This is a genomic window from Trinickia symbiotica (assembly GCF_003028655.1).
In the GTDB taxonomy this organism is placed as follows: Bacteria; Pseudomonadota; Gammaproteobacteria; order Burkholderiales; family Burkholderiaceae; genus Trinickia; species Trinickia symbiotica_A.
On the sequence record NZ_PYUC01000018.1, the window covers coordinates 1 to 18,698 of the forward strand.

Below are 18,698 nucleotides of genomic sequence, written 5' to 3' on the forward strand. Positions count from 1 at the left end.
CGTGCACGAGCAGATAGGCAATCTCCTCGAACTCGCAGGTGGTGGCGATATCGAGGATGTCGTAGCCGCGATAGTGCAGATCGTTGCCCGTGCGCCCGACCGTGCAGAGCGCCGTGTTGCCGGCCGTCACGCCCGAAAGCGCGACGGATTTCTTCGGTTTGAAGCCTGACGGGCTTGGTGTCGTGTTATCGGCTTCACTCATGGCCGTTGACCTTCTCCTCTTACTTGGCTACTCGGACGAGCCCAGCTCGAAAAGCGGCGCCGTCTCGGGCGGCAGCGCCTTGCCTGTGGCGCGCGCCCTGCGCAGCACGGACCAGTAATAGCGATAGCTCGCGCGATCGTGCAGCGTGTCGCCGTGGCGTATCGGACCCCACTGCGCGCTTTGAGCGGCGAGCAGGATATCGGAAGCCGTCGCGATCGCGTCGTCGCGTGGGGCGAAGGCGGCGACGATGACGGGCACCTGAGCGGGATGGATGCTCCACATCCTCGTATAGCCGAATTCGTCGCGTGCGCGGGCGGCGTCGTTCGCGACAACGCCCATGTCCCTCACCTCGGTGCTCACGTTATGCGAAGGAACACGCCCATGCGCATGGCAGGCCGCCGCGATCTCGAGCTTGGCCCGCCGCACGAGCGGATGATCGAACTGGTCCGGCGAGCGCATCGCCGTATCGGGAATCGCGCCGTCGTGCGCCGAAACGAAATCCATGAGGCCGAAGGAAAGCGATTCGACCGTCGGCAGCGCCGCGAGCTGGAACACATTGGCGAGCGCGCCGTGCGTCTCGATCAGCAATTGCACGGGAATCGGCTTAGCGATACCCAGCTCGCGCCGCATGCCTTCGACGAATGCGCACATTTCGGCCGCATCGGCCGTGCGGCGGATCTTCGGCAGCGTGATGTAGGCGGGTGCGCGCTTCGCGGCGCGCAGAATCAGGCGGACGTCGTCGCGCCAGTGCGGATGGTCGAAGCCGTGGATGCGCACGCCGACGCGACCGAACCGATCGTGCTCGCCGCCGATCATCGAGGCGACGAGCTCCGCATGCTCTTGCTCGCGGCCGACCTGCGCGCCGTCTTCGCAATCGAGGGTGACGTCGAAGACGGGCCCGAGCTGCGCCTGCAGCGCGAGCGACTTCAATATTAGCTTCTCGCTGCCCGCGTAATGATCGCAAACGGGCAGCACGGTGGGCGGGGCTTCGCCGTCAAACAGAACTTCGGCGGGAGTGAGGGCGCGCATGTTCGGCGTCGACGGGCATGCCGGCCTGCCCGCCGCGCTAGCGCGATGCGACGGCGGCCGGCATACGATGCATCAGCCGAGCAGATGCTGCACGCCGTCACGCTCCTCGAGCAGCTCTTGCAGCGTGAAGTCCATTTTCTCGCGCGAGAAAGCGTCGATTTCGAGTCCCGTCACGCGCTTGTACTCGCCGTTCTCGCAAGTCACCGGCACGCCGTAGACGATATCTTCGGGGATGCCGTACGAACCGTCCGACGGGATGCCCATCGTGACCCACTTGCCGTTCGTGCCGAGCACCCAGTCGCGCACGTGATCGATCGCCGCATTGGCCGCCGAGGCTGCCGACGAGAGGCCGCGCGCCTCGATGATCGCCGCGCCGCGCTTGCCGACCGTCGGAATGAAGACGTTGCGATTCCACTCGTCGTCGTTGATGAGCTTCGTGAGCGACTGGCCTTCGACCGTGGCGAAGCGGAAGTCCGGGTACATCGTCGGCGAGTGGTTGCCCCAGACGGCGAGCTTCTCGATCGCGGCGACGGGCTTGCCCGACTTGGCCGCGAGCTGCGAGAGCGCGCGGTTGTGGTCGAGGCGCAGCATCGCCGTGAAATTCTTCTTCGGCAGATCGGGTGCCGACTTCATCGCGATATAGGCGTTCGTGTTCGCCGGGTTGCCGACGACGAGCACCCTCACGTCGCGGCTTGCCACTTCATTGAGGGCGCGGCCTTGCACCGTGAAGATTTCGGCGTTGGCCGACAGCAGATCCTTGCGCTCCATGCCCTTCGAGCGCGGGCGAGCGCCCACGAGCAGGGCGTAGTCGACATCCTTGAAGGCGACTTTCGGATCGTCCGTGACGACGACGCCGGAAAGAAGCGGGAATGCGCAGTCTTCCAGCTCCATCACGACGCCTTTGACGGCGGCTTGCGCTTGCGGCAGATCGAGCAGTTGCAGGATGACGGGCTGGTCTTTGCCGAGCAGATCGCCGTTGGCGATGCGAAAGAGCAGCGAGTAACCGATTTGACCTGCGGCGCCGGTGACGGCAACGCGCTTTGCGGGCTTAGCCATTGAGAACTCTCCAGGACGATGCGTTGATGCGTTTGGTGCAGTCTTACGCTAGGGGAAACGCCATTTTATGCGCGTTACGCGAAACGTGGGGGCCGAAGCGGGACCGGAGGCGACCTCCGGCGGACTGCCGCGAGGACCCGGCTGGCATGGCTTCGCGAGCACTGCATAAACCGTGCGAATCACGCGCGCCCGCGGGTGCCAGGCCGGCCCGGAACCGTTGCTCGCGACGGAGTGTAGGATTGCGTCCCTTCAAAGTCAACCGTATCTTATGTCTTATATAAGACACAGGAATCGGCCGCGAAAATCTGGACGCGCGAGCCGCGTTTGTGTTGAAATGCGCGCCATGAATGCGAACCAGGCGAGCAACGCGAATCCGAACGGCCCGACCGGCGACGGGACGGCTGGAAGCGCGCCTTCGCCGACGTTCAGCCCGCTTTACCAGCAGATCAAGGGGCTCATCACGCAAAGCCTCGTGTCGGGCGAGTGGAAGCCGGGCGAGATCATACCAAGCGAGCTTGAGCTCGCCGCGCGCTACAAAGTCAGCCAGGGCACGGTCAGAAAGGCGATCGACGAGCTTGCCGCCGAGAACTTGCTCGTGCGCCGTCAGGGCAAAGGCACGTTCGTTGCGACGCACAACGAGGATCGCGCCCAGTTTCGCTTCCTCAGATTGCTGGCCGATGACGGAATCGAGCATCCGCACGTCAGCAAGCTGCTCGAATGCAAGCGGTTGCGGGCGCCGGCCGAGATCGCGCGCCAGCTCGAGCTGAAGCCGGCCGACCCGGTCGTGCAGATCAAGCGGCTCTTGCAGTTCGACGGCGTCACGACCGTCTTCGATGAGATCTGGCTGCCGGGCGCGATATTCCGAGGCCTGACGTTCGAGCGGCTCTCGGAGTACAAGGGGCCGATGTACGCGATGTTCGAAGCCGAGTTCGGCACCCGCATGATTCGCGCGTCCGAGAAGATCCGGGCGGTAGCGGCCGAGCCGGCCGTCGCCGAATTGCTCGGCGTGCCCGACGGATTTCCGTTGTTGTCGGTGGACCGCGTGTCGTACACGTACGGCGATCGGCCCGTCGAAGTGCGCCGCGGTTGGTATGTCACAACCGGGTACTACTATCAGAACGATTTGAGCTGAAAGCCGGCGCGGAGGCGTCCGCGAGCGCCGCGCCGGAATATGACAGAAGCGTTTCTTTTGCCGCCTGCGCAACGGTCTTTGCACTTCGTTCGCTGCGCTGCGGTATGAAATGGCGCTAAAATCGCGGGTTAGTTGACTACACAGTAGGGGTCTAGCATGGCAGAAGCCGTAAGAAAGCCGAGGCCGGAGTTCCGGAACATCGGATTGGGTGACATCACGATGACTTATCGCCTACCGCTGGCGGCGAAGGTGTCCATCCTCCACCGAGTCAGCGGCGCGCTGCTCTTTCTCTTTCTTCCGTTCCTGCTCTACCTCTTCGATCGAAGCCTCACTTCCGAATTGAGCTTCGAAGTCTTCAAGGCGTTCCTCTCCAACATCGTCGTCAAGCTCATCACGCTCGTGCTCGCGTGGGCTTTCCTCTTCCACTTTTGCGCCGGCATCCGCCACCTCCTCATGGACTTGCACCACTCGGTGACCAAGGAAGGCGGCCGGCAAACGTCGCTCGTCGTCTTCGTCGTGTCCTCGGTGCTGACGATCGCTTTCGCGCTCAAACTGTTCGGAGCTTTCTGACAACATGGCAGCCAACAATCGAATCGGCCCGAAGCGTCTCGTCGTCGGCGCGCATTACGGCTTGCGCGACTGGCTCGCGCAACGTGTCACCGCCACCATCATGGCGATCTACACGGTCATCCTGCTCGTCTGGTTCTTCGGCGCGCAGGCATTCTCCTACGAAGGCTGGGCGTCGATCTTCGCCACGCAATGGATGAAGCTCGCGACGTTCGTCACGCTGCTGTCGCTCTTCTATCACGCGTGGGTCGGTGTGCGCGATATCTGGATGGACTATGTGAAGCCCGTCGGTGTGCGCCTCTTCCTGCAAGCGCTGACGATCGCCTGGCTGCTCGCGTGCGCGGGCTACGCCGCACAGATTCTCTGGAGAGTGTAAAAGAATGGCTGCAATCAAGAATTCTCTGCCGCGTCGCCGCTTCGACGTGGTCATCGTCGGCGCGGGCGGCTCGGGAATGCGTGCTTCGTTGCAACTCGCGCGCGCGGGCCTGTCGGTCTGCGTGCTCTCAAAAGTGTTCCCGACGCGCTCGCACACGGTCGCGGCGCAAGGCGGGATCGGCGCTTCGCTCGGCAACATGAGCGAAGACAACTGGCACTACCACTTCTACGACACGATCAAGGGTTCCGACTGGCTGGGCGATCAAGACGCGATCGAATTCATGTGCCGCGAGGCGCCGAACGCCGTGTACGAGCTCGAGCACTTCGGCATGCCGTTCGACCGCAATGCCGACGGTACGATCTATCAGCGTCCGTTCGGCGGCCACACCGCGAACTACGGCGAAAAGCCCGTGCAGCGAGCCTGCGCGGCGGCTGACCGTACCGGTCATGCGCTGTTGCACACGCTCTACCAGCAGAACGTCGCGGCGAAGACGCAATTCTTCGTCGAGTGGATGGCGCTCGACCTGATCCGCGACGCGGACGGCGACGTCCTCGGCGTCACGGCGCTCGAAATGGAGACGGGCGACGTCTACATCCTCGAAGGCAAGACGACGCTCTTCGCCACGGGCGGCGCCGGCCGCATCTTCGCCGCATCGACGAACGCGTTCATCAACACCGGTGACGGCCTCGGCATGGCGGCGCGCGCGGGCATCGCGCTGCAGGACATGGAGTTCTGGCAGTTCCACCCGACGGGCGTGGCCGGTGCGGGCGTGCTGATCACCGAAGGCGTGCGCGGCGAAGGCGGCATTTTGCGCAACGCGAACGGCGAGCGCTTCATGGAGCGCTATGCGCCGACGCTGAAGGACCTCGCGCCGCGCGACTTCGTCTCGCGCTCGATGGACCAGGAAATCAAGGAAGGCCGCGGCGTGGGTCCGAACAAGGACCACGTGCTGCTCGACCTCTCGCATATCGGCGCCGAGACGATCATGAAGCGTCTGCCGTCGATCCGCGAGATCGCGCTGAAGTTCGCCAACGTCGACTGCGTCAAGGAGCCGATCCCCGTCGTGCCGACCATCCACTATCAGATGGGCGGCATTCCGACGAACATGCACGGCCAGGTCGTCGGGACGTCGCGCGATCACGAAGAGCCCGTCAACGGCTTTTACGCCGTGGGCGAGTGCTCGTGCGTCTCGGTGCACGGCGCGAACCGCCTCGGCACGAACTCGCTGCTCGACCTCGTGGTCTTCGGCCGCGCGGCCGGCAACCATATCGTCAAGCACGTGAAGGAAATCAAGGAGCACAAGCCGCTGCCGGCCGATGCGGCCGATTTCTCGCTCGCGCGCTTGGCGAAGCTCGACAGCTCGAGCTCGGGCGAGTACACGCAGGCTATCGCAGGCGATATCCGCTCCACGATGCAGTCGCACGCCGGTGTATTCCGCACGTCGAAGCTGCTCGCCGAAGGCGTCACGAAGGTGAAGGAGCTCAGCGAGCGCGTCGAGCATGTCCATCTGAAGGACAAGTCGAAGGTGTTCAACACGGCTCGCGTCGAGGCGCTCGAGCTCGCCAACCTGATCGAGGTGGCGCGCGCGACGATAGTCTCGGCCGAAGCGCGCAAGGAAAGCCGCGGCGCGCACGCGCAAAGCGACTATGAACACCGCGACGACGAGAACTGGCTGCGTCACACGCTTTGGTTCAGCGAGGGGGATCGCCTCGATTACAAGCCGGTGCACATGAAGCCGCTGACGGTCGAATCGGTGCCGCCGAAGGCGCGTACTTTCTGAGACGGACGGCATTCCAAGGACAGCAGAAATGGCAAAACGCATTTTCGAAATCTACCGCTACGACCCGGACAAGGACGCGGCGCCGCGCATGCAGACTTACGAGCTCGAAATCGAACACGAGCGTATGCTGCTCGATGCGCTCGTCAAGCTGAAATCGATCGACGAGACGCTGTCGTTCCGCCGCTCGTGCCGCGAAGGCGTCTGCGGCTCGGACGCGATGAACATCAACGGCAAGAACGGCTTGGCTTGTCTGACGAATCTGAATGAGCTGCCGCAGAAGATCGTGCTGCGTCCGTTGCCGGGCCTGCCCGTCGTGCGCGACTTGATCTGCGATTTCACGCAGTTCTTCAATCAGTACCACTCGATCAAGCCGTACCTGATCAACGATGTGCCGCCGCCCGAGAAGGAGCGTCTGCAGTCGCCCGAAGAGCGCGACGAACTCGACGGGCTTTATGAGTGTATCTTGTGTGCAAGCTGCTCGACGTCGTGCCCGAGCTTCTGGTGGAACCCGGACAAGTTCGTCGGACCGGCCGGGCTGTTGCAGGCCTATCGCTTCATCGCGGACAGCCGCGATACCGCGACGGGCGAGCGTCTCGACAACCTTGAAGACCCGTATCGTCTCTTCCGTTGCCATACGATCATGAACTGCGTCGACGTGTGCCCGAAGGGGCTCAATCCGACGAAGGCGATCGGCAAGATCAAGGAACTGATGGTACGCCGTACCGTTTGACGTTTTAGACGTATGGAAACCTCGCATCAGTCCGACCCGCTGCGCCGCGCGCGTCTGCGCTGGCGCGCGCGGCGCGGCTTGCTGGAAAACGACCTCATCTTCGAGCGTTTTTTCAGCCGTTACGAGGATAGCCTCAGCGATGACGACGTGGGGGCGCTCACGCGCCTCTTCGAGCTGAGCGATAACGACCTGATGGACTTGCTTCTCGCTCGCAAGGAACCGGAAGGCGAGCTTTCCGACCCGGCCATTGTCCGGGTGCTGGGGCTGTTGCGCGCCGTTTGAGCGGCGCATCTCGGGCGCCGCGCGCGCATGACACGGAAACCCGTTCCAACTTCGATTGAGGATGCTATGACTCCGTCAGATGTTAAAGCCACGCTGTCCTTCAGCGACAACTCGCCGAGCGTCGAACTGCCGATCTACAAGGGCACGATGGGCCCGGACGTGATCGACATCCGCAAGCTCTACGGGCAGACGGGCAAATTCACGTACGACCCCGGCTTCATGTCGACCGCGTCGTGCAATTCCGCGATCACCTACATCGACGGTGACAAGGGCGAGCTGCTCTACCGCGGCTATCCGATCGACGAACTCGCCAACGTCGCGGATTTCCCCGAGACCTGCTATTTGCTGCTGAAGGGCGACCTGCCGAACGAGGCGCAGAAGAAGGAGTTCGTGGACACCGTCACGCGTCACACGATGGTGCACGAGCAGATGCAGTACTTCTTCCGCGGCTTCCGTCGCGATTCGCACCCGATGGCGACGCTCGTCGGCACGGTTGGCGCGCTGTCGGCGTTCTACCACGATTCGCTCGACATCACCGATCCGCGTCACCGCGACATCTCGGCGATTCGCATGATCGCGAAGCTGCCGACGCTCGTGGCGATGGCCTACAAGTACAGCATCGGCCAGCCGTTCGTCTATCCGAAGAACGACCTTTCTTACACCGCGAACTTCATGCGGATGATGTTCTCGAACCCATGCGAGGAGTATCACGTCAACGACGTGCTCGTGCGCGCGCTCGATCGCATCCTGATCCTGCACGCCGATCATGAGCAGAACGCGTCGACCTCGACCGTGCGTCTCGCCGGCTCGTCGGGTGCCAATCCGTTTGCCTGTATCGCGGCCGGCATCGCGTGTCTGTGGGGCCCTGCGCATGGCGGCGCGAACGAAGCGGCGCTCAACATGCTCGAGCAGATCGGCTCGCCCGACAACATCAACTCGTTCATCAAGCAGGTCAAGGACAAGAACTCAGGCGTGAAGCTGATGGGCTTCGGGCACCGCGTTTACAAGAACTACGATCCGCGCGCGAAGCTCATGCGCGAAACGTGCCACGAAGTGCTCGAGGAACTCGGCCTGCACGACGATCCGCTCTTCGCGCTCGCGATGCAGCTCGAGAAGATCGCGCTCGAAGACGAATACTTCGTGTCGCGCAAGCTCTACCCGAACGTCGACTTCTATTCGGGCATCGTGCAACGCGCGCTCGGCATTCCGACGTCGATGTTCACCTGCATCTTCGCGATGGCGCGCACGGTCGGCTGGATCGCGCAGTGGAACGAGATGATCGCTGACGACGAGCAGAAGATCGGTCGCCCGCGTCAGCTCTTCGTCGGCCACACGGCTCGCGAGGCGAAGCCGATCTCGCAGCGCTGATCGGCATTGTCGGTTCCTAGCCGCCGCGTGCTTCGGTGGTGGCGGCGACGGATTGAAGCACATTGCGCCCCGGCGGGTAAAACCGTCGGGGCGCATTGTTTATCGGGACGTCGTTCCGAGCATGGACCGAAGCGCGATGCGCGTGGCAATGTCCGGCGCGAGCAGAGAAAACGGCGGCGCGAGCATATGCATGACGTGGAGCAGCCGTCGGTAAACGTCGCCGCGTTCGGCGGCGAGCGCGACGACGTGGTCCATGTAGCGCTGCATGACACGCGTGTGCCAGGCGCGCTTCGGTCCCTGCGTCTTCTCGTATCGGTAATCGACGCCGGTCGAAAGCGTCCACGCGGCGCGGCGCGCGGCGGCTACGTCGCGTTGAAAGGCATGCCCGATCGCGTGCTTGCCCGCAGCCTCCCTCAGATGCCTGTCGAGCAATTGCGCGTCGATCGCCGCGATGGTCATGCCTTGACCATAGACGGGGTTGAATCCACAGACCGCATCGCCGACGACGGCAATTCCTTCGGGCCAGGGTGCGACGCGCTCGTAGTGGCGCAGCCGGTTTTCCATGCGCCGATAGTGATGCACGGCGCTGAGCGGCTCGGCGGCAACGATCGATTCGTAGAGCGCCTGCGAGCGGAGGCTGTGCGCGAACGCCAGAAAGCCGGCATCGTCGGCGGGCGGGTAGTCCATCGAGGCGCCTGTCAACGTGACGATCCAGCGCTTGCCTTCGATGGGAAAGATCGTGCCGCTGCGCAGGCAGAGCGGCGGTCGGCTGTGAACGACGAGCGCTTTCCAACCCGAATCCGCGTGCTTCGACGGAATGCGATAAATGCGGCTTGCATAGCCGACGAATGCATTGACGACGGTCTCTTGCGGCGTGTCGCAGCCGAGATCCGGCAGCCAGACGGGCATATGCGAAGATCGTCCGCTGGCATCGACGATGAGTGCCGCATCGATTCGGGTGAGGCTCGAAGCGGGCGGCTCGGGTGTGTGCCAGCGAACGCGCAGGGAAGCGGCCGCTCCCGGTGCCGCCGCTTTCTCGAGTCCGACCACTTCGCACGACGTATGCAACGTGATTCGGTTGTTCGACAGCACGCGGCGGCGCACGACGAACTCGAGCAGGTCGCGGCTCGTCGACCACGTGGCGAACCCGCGCTCGGTGCGCGCCATCCAGCCGGCGGGCCCGAACCAGTGCACGTCGGTATACCAGTCGAGCGGCACCGCGCCGAAGCCGACGAGCTCGTTCTCGATGCCAGGAAAGAACTGTTCGAGGATCAGCCTGCCGCGCATCAGCAGCTGATGCACGTAGCGCGCTTGCGGCACGCCTTTGCGGCTCGAGGGCTCGTTGGGCAGCTCGTCGCGCTCGACGATATGGACCGAATCGAAGTGATCGGCAAGCACGCGGGCGGCCAGCAAGCCCGCCATGCCTGCGCCGATCACGATTGCTCGCCGTGCCGCGCGTTTGTCCGCATCCACTGCCAGGGGCGCGTTCATCGAAATACCTTGTTCAGCGGCGTGTCGGACGGCGGTGCCTTGATGCGCGCCGCGATCTGCCGATGGAAATCCGGCAGCTTGGTCCAATGAAGCCCCGGCCGCAGGTGATGGGCGAGGTGGTACCCGTTGTTGAAGAATACGAGATTCAGCCAACGGTTCGTCTTCGTATGCGATGCGGCGTAGGGGTCGTCGGAGAAGAGGTCGATATGATCGTCGTAGGTGAGATGAATGAAGTTCAACCAGACGATGACGATTGGCGCGATAAAAAAGATGGCTGCTGAAGCGGGTTTGGCATAGATGAGTGCCGCGAGGACGGCGTAGGTCGACACCACTTGCAACGCGCATTGAAGTAAAAGATGACGGTGCTTCAGCCCGATCCGGACGACGTGATAGTCGTAGGTGAAGAAGTAGCGGGCGATATAGGCCAGCCGCCACATCGCCGCACCGTCCGACTTCACCCACGTGGACGGATCGAGCTTGGGATTGCGGTAATGCTGATGATGGCCGTGATTATGATGAAGCGCGAATTTCGTCGTGTACATGCCCGTTTGAAGGAACATCAGCAGCTCGACGATGCGGTTCATCGAGCGCCGCTTGAACATGCCGACATGAGACTGATTGTGCACGACGGTCGATACCGCGATTTGCGGCAATAGGAGCAGCGCGGCGCAGGCGAGTGCCGGGCCGATCGCATGCACTTTGAAATAGCAAAGCCATTGAGCGGCGCTCGTCGCAACGACGAGCGCGAGCGGATACCGGTCCTCGCGGTATCGCAGCAGCCGAGTGGCGGTCGTCGTGGTCATGGCGTCAACTCTCCCGTCTGTTGGTCGTCGGCCAAGGGCGTGAACGAGGGGTGAACCGCGCTATGACGCAAGCGCGAAAGGACGGCCGGCGATGAAAAGCTCCACTCGGCATCCATCGTTCCGAGCGATCGTCCGTCCTGCAGCCATTGACTTTTGCAGGCGAGCCCGTTGAGGCGCCGATGCCGGTAGGCCTTTTCGGTGATCGTCATTTGAACGACAACGGGGCTCGTCAGCTCCGCGAAGTTCGTGAAGCGCACTTCGAGCCAATTCAATATAAAGCTGAGGTTGAACGACACGTCATAGAAAAGATGCGAAATCGCGGTCCCGACTTGGCGCGTGCCTTCGATCAGCATGAGCCCGGGCACATGGTCGAGCGGGTGCTCGAAGAAGAACGGATGACGGCTGTCGATGACGAGCGGTGCCAGGAAGCGGTCGAAGCCGTCGTCGGTTCGCGGCAAGGCCTCGATGTGCTCGACGAAGACATGTGCCAGGTCGGCTTTGTGCACGAGTTTGCGATGAATGTGCTTGCGGTTGGCCGCGTCGAATTCACTTCCGAATTCGAGCGATCGTTCGAGACTGCTCATGGTCGTTCCTCTTACTTCGTCTGAGGATGGGGGCGAGACGACGCCGACGTGTACGTTCTAATGAGAGGCGACGTCTTCAAGGGGGTGCCGGCTCGGCGACGCGGATCGACGCTGACGGTGGGCCTTGGCGTCGACGATCCGAGCGGTGGTTTCGCGGGCCGCGCGCAGGCACGCTTCGATCGATGCGCCGCGCAGATAATCTCCCGTGAGGTGCAGACCTTCGATCGAGCGCGGCACCGCATCGATTGCTTCGAGCACGCGTTCGTGATGCGGCGCATAGGCGGCCAGACCCGGGTCGAAGGTGCGGGCGACGAATGCGCGCCGTTCATTGCGCCTGACGCCGATGTGACGATTGAGAATGCTTTCAGCGGTATCGAGCAGGGCTTCGGCGGGCACCCCTTGCTCGATCAGCGGCCGCGCTGCGCGACCGCTGAACGTATAGCGCACGATATTGCGATCGTCGATGCCGTAGGCGCCGGCGTTGCTGAGCGGCTCTTCGGGCCCGAACGTCAATCCGCGCACCGTCTCCGAGAAAATTTCGCGCTGGTACTCGGCGACGAGTACCGCGACGGGAAAATAACGCACCTCATCGAGCAGGGCGGCGGTCTTCGGTAACGCGTCGCGAATCAGACGCGCTGACACGGTGGCCGGCGTGGCGAGCACGACGGTGTCGTAGTGGCGGGTGAGCGTTTTGCCGTCGGAATCCGTCACGCACAGGCCCGCGATCCGACCGTTGCGGACGATCAGCGCATCGACGCGCGCGGAGAGCCGCACCGGTATCGTTCGCGCGAAATCGCTCAGCAGCCCCGCCATGCCGCCGCGAAGCTGATCGTAGCTGTCGAGCCACATCCCGAGATTCGTGCCGATATTGCCGGCGTAGACTTCGTCGGGCTCCGCGCCGTTCATTCGAACCGACATGGGGCGCAGCACCGCATTGCGGAAATGTGGGCTGAACCGCTGGCCGAGCGGAGCATCGTCGAGGCGCCGCGCGAGCGAATTGAAGAATGGGGAGCCGAGGTATCGGTTTCGATCTCGAAGCAGGACGCGCGCGCACAGGTGGGCGAACCGGAGAACGTCGGCCTTCGGACAATCCCGCAAAAAATCGATGGTGGAGCGCCAGCGGCGCGAGCTATCGAGCGTGACGATACGGCCTTGCCGCACGCGCGAGGTGTTGATGCCGAACGGTTCGTAATCGCAATGGCCGAGAGATGCGGCGAACGCCCGAAACACGGCGTACTTGTGCCCGATGTTCTTGCCGCCGAGATCGATGGTTCGATTGCCTAGCCGCGCCGATCCGACGCGGCCGCCCAGCGAGTCGTCCTTCTCGATGATTTCGACATCGAAGTGGCGCAAGCGCAGAAAATGCGCGGCGGCGATGCCCGAAATGCCACCGCCGACAACTGCGCAACGTGGGTGCCGCTCGATTTCTGTCATGGCTGGCGTCCTCGCGCACCTCGACGGACTCTGCCAATCGAGCCGTCTGCTACGTGCGTTGATTGGTCATACGATAGGTCGCCTCAAAGCGCTTTGAAACCTGTCGCTTTTGCTAGGTGAATTCCCACATAGTGGCGAAACCGCCTCGGAGCGAGTCTGGCTTGCCTTGGCGAGACGAAACGCTCAAGCTGACTGGAATCCGACTTCCTCCTCCGTTGCCTGGACGTGCCGATGTCGATCCCGCCACGCTGCGTGACTGTTTGTTCGAGCAAGGGCTTACTTGCCGCGGGGCTGCTGTGGTGTGCCGCGTTGAGCGCCGCGCAGCCTGCCACATCCATCGGCTCATCCGCGGCTCGCGCGCAGCCGTTGAGCGTGACCGAGATCGCGCCGGGGCTCTTCGCCCATCGCGGCCACGACGACGTTGCGACGCGTCAGAACGGCGGCGACATTGCAAACGTCGGCTTCGTGATCGGTGCGCGATGCGTCGCAGTGATCGATACGGGCGGCACGCTCGCCGAAGGGCGCGCCTTGCGTGCCGCGATTCGCGCCGTTACGCCGTTGCCGATTTGCTATGTGATCAATACGCATATGCATCCCGATCACATCTTCGGCAATGCGGCGTTCGTCGACGATCATCCGCAATTCGTCGGCAGCGCCAAACTGCCGGAGGCGGAGCTTTCGCATTCCGAGAGTTACCTCCGTGTGCTGACGAGAGAGCTCGGCGACGTTGCCGCCGGCAGCCGCGTCATTCCTCCGACGTTGCTCGTTCACGGCACGCTCGATCTGGACCTCGGTTCGCGCGTCTTGACGTTGCACACTTGGAAAACGGCCCATACGAACAACGACCTGACGGTCTACGATATAAAGACGGGTACGTTGTGGCTTGCCGACCTCCTGTTCGCCGGTTGCCTGCCGGTCATCGACGGCAGCGTGCTCGGCTGGATCGATGACCTCGCGACGATCCGGGCGCTGCCGGGCGTGCGGCGTGCGGTGCCGGGCCACGGCCCGCTTCACGTGCCGTGGCCGCGGACGCTCGATAGAGAGAATGCCTACCTGACTCGACTGGCGCATGATGTACGTGCGGCCATTCGCGCCGGGAAAACGATGCAGCAGGCGGTGGACACAATCGGTCTCGACGAACGCAGCCGATGGCGGCTCTTCGACGTCTACCAGCGCCGTAACGTGACGGCGGCCTATGCTGAGATCGAGTGGGAGCCGTAGCGTCGGACGATGCGCGCGGATGTCACTCGATGGAGGGAAGGGTCATGAATGACCTCAAATGGATGAAACTCCAGACGATTCGTATGGCGACATCGGTCGCTATCGCGCTCGTCGGCGTGCTCTGCGGGGCGAACCTGGCCCGAGCGGCGATGGCTTCCCCGGACGACGATCCGAACAAGGTCGAGCGCTGGCTCGATTTCCGCGCCGGCCTCTTCCAGAAACGACCGATCGAAGCGCAAGGCGACGCCGTCATCAAGTTGGATGCGCCCGCGCGAGCCGCCGATGCGGCCATCGTGCCCATATCGATCACCGCACAGTTTCCGCAAACGCCGACGCACTACATCCGCAAGATCTATCTCTTTATCGATCAGAATCCCGAGCCGTACGCGGGTTGGTTCGAGTTCACGCCCGACTCGGGGCGCGCGAGCATCGAAACGCGCGTTCGGGTCGAGGACTACACGTTCATGCGCGTCATCGCGGAAACGAACGACGGCCGCCTCTACAGCGCGGTGCGCTTCATCAAGGCGTCGGGCGGCTGCTCCGCGCCGGCCGGCAAAGACGACGAAGCGGCGGCCGCTAACGCGGGGAAGATGCGCCTCGCCACGGTAGGCCAAGCGCAGTTGGGCGGACCGCAGCTCGCGCAATTGATGATCAGCCATCCGAACCGCACCGGCATGGCGATGAACCAGATCACGCGGAGGTATGCATCGGCGTACTTCGTTCGCAAGGTCGAGGTGACCTACGCTGGCAAGCCGGTGATGACGGCCAACGTCAACTTCACCATCAGCGAGAATCCGAACTTCCGGTTCTACTTCATGCCGCACGGCAGCGGTGAGCTCAAGGCGACCGTGGAGGATTCGCAGAACCACCTTTTCGAAAGTGCGATCAGCGTCCCCGGGCAAGGGGCGACGATATCGCAGGCGCCCGCGCCGAAGTGATCGGCGAGCATGGACGAAGGCCCGCAAACGCGCCCGGCTCGATCTCGATCCGCGCTTGGCAAATATGGCGCGAGGGCCTCACTCGCCGGCGAGTGGGCGACGCGAGCGATGCTTGCGTTGCTCGCGGCGTTTCTGCTGCTTGCGTCCCCTCTTGGGGTGGCTCAGGCGCCGATCGCGATTGACCGCGTTGCATCCGCCACCGCGCCGGCACTCGAGAATGCGGCGGGCATTGCCGCGTTACCTGCGGTAGCGACGGAGCAGGACATTCCGAGGCCGCTTCAAGTCGCGCCCGGCGTCTACGCCATGCTCGGCAATGGCGATGCCGTAGCGCCGCGCAATCATGGCATCGTCGCCAACAGCGGGTTTCTCGTTGGAACGAGCGGCGTCGTTGTCATCGACACAGGCTCGTCCTATCGCTTTGGTCGCGCGATGATTGAAGCGATTCATCGCGTGACACCGCTGCCGATCGAGCTTGTCATCCTCACGCATCAGGCGCCCGAGTTCGTCTTTGGCGCGTCGGCGTTCCGGGACGCGGGGGTGCCGATCCTCGCGCATCGGCGCACCGCCGAATTGATCCGTGAGCGCTGCTCGATCTGCCTCGCGAACCTGCGTCGCACGCTGGGCGAAGACGAGATGAGCGGCTCGCGTGTGACCGTGCCGGATCGCACGATCGACGGCACGACGCGTATCGAAGCTGGAGGCCGTGCGATCGAACTGCTCAACTTCGGTGTTGCCGCGACGCCCGGCGATCTTGCCGTGCGCGACGAGCGGACGGGCGTGTTGTTCGCGGGTGCGCTCGTCAGCATCGGACGCATTCCCGAGCTTCGCAATGAGTCGATCCCCGGCTGGATCGCGGCGCTCGATCGACTCGGCGCGCTCGAGGTTACGAAGGTCGTGCCGGGCTTCGGTCCCGTCGTCGGCCCGGAGCGCATCGGTGCGACGGGTGAATATTTGCGCGAGCTCGATGCGTCGGTACGCCGCGAGTATGCGTCGGGCAGGGGTCTCGTCAGCGCGAGAGAGCGTGCGGAGACGCCCCATTTCCGCACGTGGAAGCTGTATTCGACGGTGCATCCGCAAAACGTGCAGCGGGTGTACCTCGAATTGGAACATCAATAGAAGCGGCGGTAGGAGGCCTGAAGAGCCCGAGCCCTGCGTCGTCCAATGCCATATCCAGGTAGTGAAACTACTACTCAAGCCACTGTTTTTTCAGGGTTTTTTCGCGTCGGAGATGCGCGGAGCCGGATACGGTGGCATAATCGACCACAGTCGAACCGTCGTATAACCACCCCGCATAGCCATGCCAAAGACCCTCTACGACAAGCTGTGGGATTCGCACGTCGTCCACACGGAAGACGACGGCACCACGTTGCTCTACATCGATCGCCATCTCCTGCACGAAGTCACGAGCCCACAGGCGTTCGAAGGCCTGAAGCTCAACGAGCGGCCGCTTTGGCGTGTCAGCGCCAACCTCGCCGTCTCGGACCATAACGTGCCGACGACGGATCGCAGCCACGGCATCGCCGATCCGATTTCGAAGCTGCAGGTCGACACGCTCGACGCGAACTGCGACGCCTATGGCATCACGCAGTTCAAGATGAACGACATGCGCCAGGGCATCGTCCACATCATCGGCCCCGAGCAAGGCGCGACGCTGCCGGGCATGACGATCGTCTGCGGCGATTCGCACACCTCGACGCACGGCGCCTTCGGCGCGCTCGCGCACGGCATCGGCACATCCGAGGTCGAGCACGTGCTGGCCACGCAAACGCTCTTGCAAAAGAAGAGCAAGAATATGCTCGTGAAGGTCGAGGGCCCGCTGCCGCGCGGCTGCACGGCGAAGGACATCGTGCTCGCGATCATCGGCAAGATTGGCACGGCCGGCGGTACGGGCTACGCCATCGAGTTCGGCGGCTCGACGATCCGCGCGCTCTCGATGGAAGGCCGCATGACCGTCTGCAACATGGCGATCGAAGCGGGCGCGCGCGCCGGCATGGTCGCCGTCGACGATTCGACGATCGAGTACCTGAAGGGGCGTCCGTACTCGCCGCAGGGTGTCGAGTGGGATCAGGCGGTCGAATACTGGAAGACGTTCACGTCCGATCCGGATGCGCATTTCGATCGCGTGGTCGAGCTCAACGCGGCGGAGATTGTGCCGCAGGTCACCTGGGGCACCTCGCCGGAAATGGTGACATCGGTCGATGGCCGGGTGCCCGATCCCGAGCGTGAGAAAGACGCAGTCAAGCGCGGCGCGATGGAGCGCGCGCTGCAATACATGGCGCTCGAGCCGAATACGCCTATCGAGTCGATCAAGCTCGACAAGATATTCATCGGTTCCTGCACGAACGCGCGCATCGAAGATCTGCGCGCGGCGGCCTACGTCGTGAAGAAGCTCGGGCGCCGCGTCGCGTCGAACATCCGGCTCGCGCTGGTCGTGCCGGGCTCCGGGCTCGTCAAGGCACAGGCCGAACGCGAAGGACTCGACAAGGTCTTCGCGGAGGCGGGCTTCGAATGGCGCGAACCGGGGTGCTCGATGTGCCTCGCGATGAACGCGGATCGGCTCGAGCCCGGCGAGCGCTGCGCATCGACGTCGAACCGCAACTTCGAAGGCCGCCAGGGCGCGGGCGGGCGCACGCATCTCGTGAGCCCGGCGATGGCGGCCGCAGCGGCGATCGAAGGGCATTTCGTCGACATTCGCAGGCTGGGGTGACAGATGAAGGCTCGTGTTTTCGGTCGCGGCGCGGCGCTGATTCTGCTGCTGGCAGCGTTGATGTCGATGGCGGGCTGCAATACCGTGGCGGGCTTCGGCCAGGACATCCACGATTCGGCCCGCACCGTTCAGCACGCCCTATGACCTTCCCGATTTGACGTTGCTTATTCTCGCGCCGGTCCGGCAACGCCCGGGCTGGCCGTGCCTTGCATAACCGAGGCGATATCCATCTGGATGACGGATCATGGAAAAATTCATCGTGCATACCGGCGTTGCCGCGCCGCTCGATCGCGAGAACGTCGATACGGACGCGATCATTCCGAAGCAGTTTTTGAAATCGATCAAGCGCTCGGGCTTCGGCCCCAATCTCTTCGACGAGTGGCGCTACCTCGATCATGGCGAGCCGGGCCAGGACAATTCGCGTCGCCCGCTCAATCCCGACTTCGTGCTCAATCAGCCGCGCTACCAAGGCGCTTCGGTGCTGCTTGCGCGCAAGAACTTCGGCTGCGGGAGCTCGCGCGAGCATGCGCCGTGGGCGCTGCAGCAGTATGGCTTTCGCGCGTTGATCGCGCCGAGCTTCGCCGACATCTTCTATAACAACTGCTTCAAGAACGGCTTGCTGCCGATCGTTCTTTCGGAGCAGCAGGTCGATCATCTGTTCAACGAGACGTATGCCTTCAACGGCTATCAGTTGACGATCGATCTCGCCGCGCAAGTCGTTCGGACTCCTGATGGTCGCGAATACCCGTTCGAAGTGGACGCATTCCGCAAGTACTGCTTGCTGAACGGCTTCGACGACATCGGCCTGACGCTTCGGCACGCGGACAAGATTCGCGCCTTCGAAGCGGAGCGGATCGCGAAGCAGCCGTGGCTCGGCCATCGGATCGTCCGCTGACGCGCATTCTCGGCGGGCTTGTCGATCGATGCCCGCGGCCCGGATCGAAGCGGCCGGTTGCTTGCGCTGCTTCTGCCGCCCGGTTCGAGATCGATTAAAGAAG

At 63.3% G+C, this 18,698-nt stretch carries 20 protein-coding genes; 13 read left to right on the forward strand and 7 right to left on the reverse strand.

What is annotated here, in order from left to right:
* The 3 genes from C9I57_RS27540 to C9I57_RS27550 form a co-directional block, all read right to left on the reverse strand.
* On the reverse strand, positions 1-202 hold a 202-nt coding region (locus C9I57_RS27540; protein ID WP_308836378.1), incomplete at its 3' end, for a citrate/2-methylcitrate synthase.
* Positions 203-229: 27 nt separating this feature from the next.
* The gene (locus C9I57_RS27545; RefSeq protein WP_107153748.1) at positions 230-1,231 is read right to left on the reverse strand and encodes an HpcH/HpaI aldolase/citrate lyase family protein; all 1,002 of its coding nucleotides are present in this window, start codon (positions 1,229-1,231) and stop codon (positions 230-232) included.
* 72 nt (positions 1,232-1,303) lie between these two features.
* Positions 1,304-2,287 carry a malate dehydrogenase gene (locus C9I57_RS27550; RefSeq protein ID WP_107153749.1) on the reverse strand — a complete coding sequence of 328 codons (984 nt, stop codon included), beginning with the start codon at positions 2,285-2,287 and terminating at the stop codon, positions 1,304-1,306.
* Between the two features lie 334 nt (positions 2,288-2,621).
* On the opposite strand from C9I57_RS27550, the gene C9I57_RS27555 reads away from it, so the two are divergent.
* The 7 genes from C9I57_RS27555 to gltA all read left to right on the forward strand — a co-directional run bounded on the left by C9I57_RS27555 (position 2,622) and on the right by gltA (position 8,522).
* Positions 2,622-3,419 (forward strand): GntR family transcriptional regulator, encoded by a 798-nt coding sequence (locus C9I57_RS27555; protein WP_107153750.1) that lies wholly within the window; start codon positions 2,622-2,624, stop codon positions 3,417-3,419.
* A 156-nt stretch (positions 3,420-3,575) separates the two neighbouring features.
* The gene (sdhC, locus tag C9I57_RS27560; protein WP_018439831.1) at positions 3,576-3,989 is read left to right on the forward strand and encodes a succinate dehydrogenase, cytochrome b556 subunit; all 414 of its coding nucleotides are present in this window, start codon (positions 3,576-3,578) and stop codon (positions 3,987-3,989) included.
* Positions 3,990-3,993: 4 nt separating this feature from the next.
* A complete protein-coding gene (gene sdhD / locus C9I57_RS27565; RefSeq protein ID WP_107153751.1) occupies positions 3,994-4,362 on the forward strand; it encodes a succinate dehydrogenase, hydrophobic membrane anchor protein in 369 nt (122 codons plus the stop codon).
* Positions 4,363-4,366: 4 nt separating this feature from the next.
* The gene (sdhA, locus tag C9I57_RS27570; protein ID WP_107153752.1) at positions 4,367-6,142 is read left to right on the forward strand and encodes a succinate dehydrogenase flavoprotein subunit; all 1,776 of its coding nucleotides are present in this window, start codon (positions 4,367-4,369) and stop codon (positions 6,140-6,142) included.
* 28 nt (positions 6,143-6,170) lie between these two features.
* Entirely contained in the window at positions 6,171-6,872 is a 702-nt protein-coding gene (locus C9I57_RS27575; protein ID WP_107153753.1) for a succinate dehydrogenase iron-sulfur subunit, read from the forward strand.
* Between the two features lie 12 nt (positions 6,873-6,884).
* Positions 6,885-7,154: an FAD assembly factor SdhE gene (locus C9I57_RS27580; protein ID WP_018439827.1), complete on the forward strand. Its 270-nt coding sequence runs from the start codon at positions 6,885-6,887 to the stop codon at positions 7,152-7,154.
* Positions 7,155-7,220: 66 nt separating this feature from the next.
* Positions 7,221-8,522, forward strand: a complete 1,302-nt coding sequence (gene gltA, locus C9I57_RS27585) for a citrate synthase (RefSeq protein ID WP_107153754.1) — start codon at positions 7,221-7,223, stop codon at positions 8,520-8,522.
* Positions 8,523-8,621: 99 nt separating this feature from the next.
* Here gltA and C9I57_RS27590 read toward each other — a convergent pair whose 3' ends face one another.
* From C9I57_RS27590 to C9I57_RS27605, 4 genes are read right to left on the reverse strand one after another with little or no spacing between them, the layout of a single operon-like run.
* A complete protein-coding gene (locus C9I57_RS27590; RefSeq protein WP_107153755.1) occupies positions 8,622-10,013 on the reverse strand; it encodes an FAD-dependent oxidoreductase in 1,392 nt (463 codons plus the stop codon).
* The gene (locus C9I57_RS27595; protein WP_258187852.1) at positions 10,010-10,816 is read right to left on the reverse strand and encodes a fatty acid desaturase; all 807 of its coding nucleotides are present in this window, start codon (positions 10,814-10,816) and stop codon (positions 10,010-10,012) included. The genes C9I57_RS27590 and C9I57_RS27595 overlap by 4 nt, the downstream gene beginning before the upstream one ends.
* Positions 10,813-11,400: an AfsA-related hotdog domain-containing protein gene (locus C9I57_RS27600; RefSeq protein WP_107153756.1), complete on the reverse strand. Its 588-nt coding sequence runs from the start codon at positions 11,398-11,400 to the stop codon at positions 10,813-10,815. Before C9I57_RS27600 ends, C9I57_RS27595 begins: the two co-directional genes overlap by 4 nt.
* 57 nt (positions 11,401-11,457) lie before the next feature.
* Entirely contained in the window at positions 11,458-12,834 is a 1,377-nt protein-coding gene (locus C9I57_RS27605; protein WP_107153757.1) for a protoporphyrinogen/coproporphyrinogen oxidase, read from the reverse strand.
* A 231-nt stretch (positions 12,835-13,065) separates the two neighbouring features.
* On the opposite strand from C9I57_RS27605, the gene C9I57_RS27610 reads away from it, so the two are divergent.
* The 6 genes from C9I57_RS27610 to leuD all read left to right on the forward strand — a co-directional run bounded on the left by C9I57_RS27610 (position 13,066) and on the right by leuD (position 18,595).
* A complete protein-coding gene (locus C9I57_RS27610; protein WP_107153758.1) occupies positions 13,066-14,055 on the forward strand; it encodes a quinoprotein relay system zinc metallohydrolase 2 in 990 nt (329 codons plus the stop codon).
* Positions 14,056-14,099: 44 nt separating this feature from the next.
* Positions 14,100-14,993: a quinoprotein dehydrogenase-associated SoxYZ-like carrier gene (locus C9I57_RS27615; protein ID WP_181321971.1), complete on the forward strand. Its 894-nt coding sequence runs from the start codon at positions 14,100-14,102 to the stop codon at positions 14,991-14,993.
* Between the two features lie 108 nt (positions 14,994-15,101).
* Positions 15,102-16,109: an MBL fold metallo-hydrolase gene (locus C9I57_RS27620; protein ID WP_258187853.1), complete on the forward strand. Its 1,008-nt coding sequence runs from the start codon at positions 15,102-15,104 to the stop codon at positions 16,107-16,109.
* Between the two features lie 181 nt (positions 16,110-16,290).
* The gene (gene leuC, locus C9I57_RS27625) at positions 16,291-17,700 is read left to right on the forward strand and encodes a 3-isopropylmalate dehydratase large subunit (protein WP_107153760.1); all 1,410 of its coding nucleotides are present in this window, start codon (positions 16,291-16,293) and stop codon (positions 17,698-17,700) included.
* 3 nt (positions 17,701-17,703) lie between these two features.
* The gene (locus C9I57_RS32875; protein ID WP_018439813.1) at positions 17,704-17,844 is read left to right on the forward strand and encodes a hypothetical protein; all 141 of its coding nucleotides are present in this window, start codon (positions 17,704-17,706) and stop codon (positions 17,842-17,844) included.
* Between the two features lie 100 nt (positions 17,845-17,944).
* Entirely contained in the window at positions 17,945-18,595 is a 651-nt protein-coding gene (gene leuD, locus C9I57_RS27630; protein WP_107153761.1) for a 3-isopropylmalate dehydratase small subunit, read from the forward strand.
* Positions 18,596-18,698: the final 103 nt, after the last annotated feature.

What these genes read in the sequence shown, in the direction of transcription:
- C9I57_RS27545 (WP_107153748.1), bottom strand. Translation starts at nt 1,231, where the DNA reads ATGCGCGCCCTCACTCCCGCCGAAGTTCTGTTTGACGGCGAAGCCCCG.
- C9I57_RS27550 (WP_107153749.1), bottom strand. Translation starts at nt 2,287, where the DNA reads ATGGCTAAGCCCGCAAAGCGCGTTGCCGTCACCGGCGCCGCAGGTCAA.
- C9I57_RS27555 (WP_107153750.1), top strand. Translation starts at nt 2,622, where the DNA reads ATGCGCGCCATGAATGCGAACCAGGCGAGCAACGCGAATCCGAACGGC.
- sdhC (WP_018439831.1), top strand. Translation starts at nt 3,576, where the DNA reads ATGGCAGAAGCCGTAAGAAAGCCGAGGCCGGAGTTCCGGAACATCGGA.
- sdhD (WP_107153751.1), top strand. Translation starts at nt 3,994, where the DNA reads ATGGCAGCCAACAATCGAATCGGCCCGAAGCGTCTCGTCGTCGGCGCG.
- sdhA (WP_107153752.1), top strand. Translation starts at nt 4,367, where the DNA reads ATGGCTGCAATCAAGAATTCTCTGCCGCGTCGCCGCTTCGACGTGGTC.
- C9I57_RS27575 (WP_107153753.1), top strand. Translation starts at nt 6,171, where the DNA reads ATGGCAAAACGCATTTTCGAAATCTACCGCTACGACCCGGACAAGGAC.
- C9I57_RS27580 (WP_018439827.1), top strand. Translation starts at nt 6,885, where the DNA reads ATGGAAACCTCGCATCAGTCCGACCCGCTGCGCCGCGCGCGTCTGCGC.
- gltA (WP_107153754.1), top strand. Translation starts at nt 7,221, where the DNA reads ATGACTCCGTCAGATGTTAAAGCCACGCTGTCCTTCAGCGACAACTCG.
- C9I57_RS27590 (WP_107153755.1), bottom strand. Translation starts at nt 10,013, where the DNA reads ATGAACGCGCCCCTGGCAGTGGATGCGGACAAACGCGCGGCACGGCGA.
- C9I57_RS27595 (WP_258187852.1), bottom strand. Translation starts at nt 10,816, where the DNA reads ATGACCACGACGACCGCCACTCGGCTGCTGCGATACCGCGAGGACCGG.
- C9I57_RS27600 (WP_107153756.1), bottom strand. Translation starts at nt 11,400, where the DNA reads ATGAGCAGTCTCGAACGATCGCTCGAATTCGGAAGTGAATTCGACGCG.
- C9I57_RS27605 (WP_107153757.1), bottom strand. Translation starts at nt 12,834, where the DNA reads ATGACAGAAATCGAGCGGCACCCACGTTGCGCAGTTGTCGGCGGTGGC.
- C9I57_RS27610 (WP_107153758.1), top strand. Translation starts at nt 13,066, where the DNA reads ATGTCGATCCCGCCACGCTGCGTGACTGTTTGTTCGAGCAAGGGCTTA.
- C9I57_RS27615 (WP_181321971.1), top strand. Translation starts at nt 14,100, where the DNA reads ATGAATGACCTCAAATGGATGAAACTCCAGACGATTCGTATGGCGACA.
- C9I57_RS27620 (WP_258187853.1), top strand. Translation starts at nt 15,102, where the DNA reads ATGCTTGCGTTGCTCGCGGCGTTTCTGCTGCTTGCGTCCCCTCTTGGG.
- leuC (WP_107153760.1), top strand. Translation starts at nt 16,291, where the DNA reads ATGCCAAAGACCCTCTACGACAAGCTGTGGGATTCGCACGTCGTCCAC.
- C9I57_RS32875 (WP_018439813.1), top strand. Translation starts at nt 17,704, where the DNA reads ATGAAGGCTCGTGTTTTCGGTCGCGGCGCGGCGCTGATTCTGCTGCTG.
- leuD (WP_107153761.1), top strand. Translation starts at nt 17,945, where the DNA reads ATGGAAAAATTCATCGTGCATACCGGCGTTGCCGCGCCGCTCGATCGC.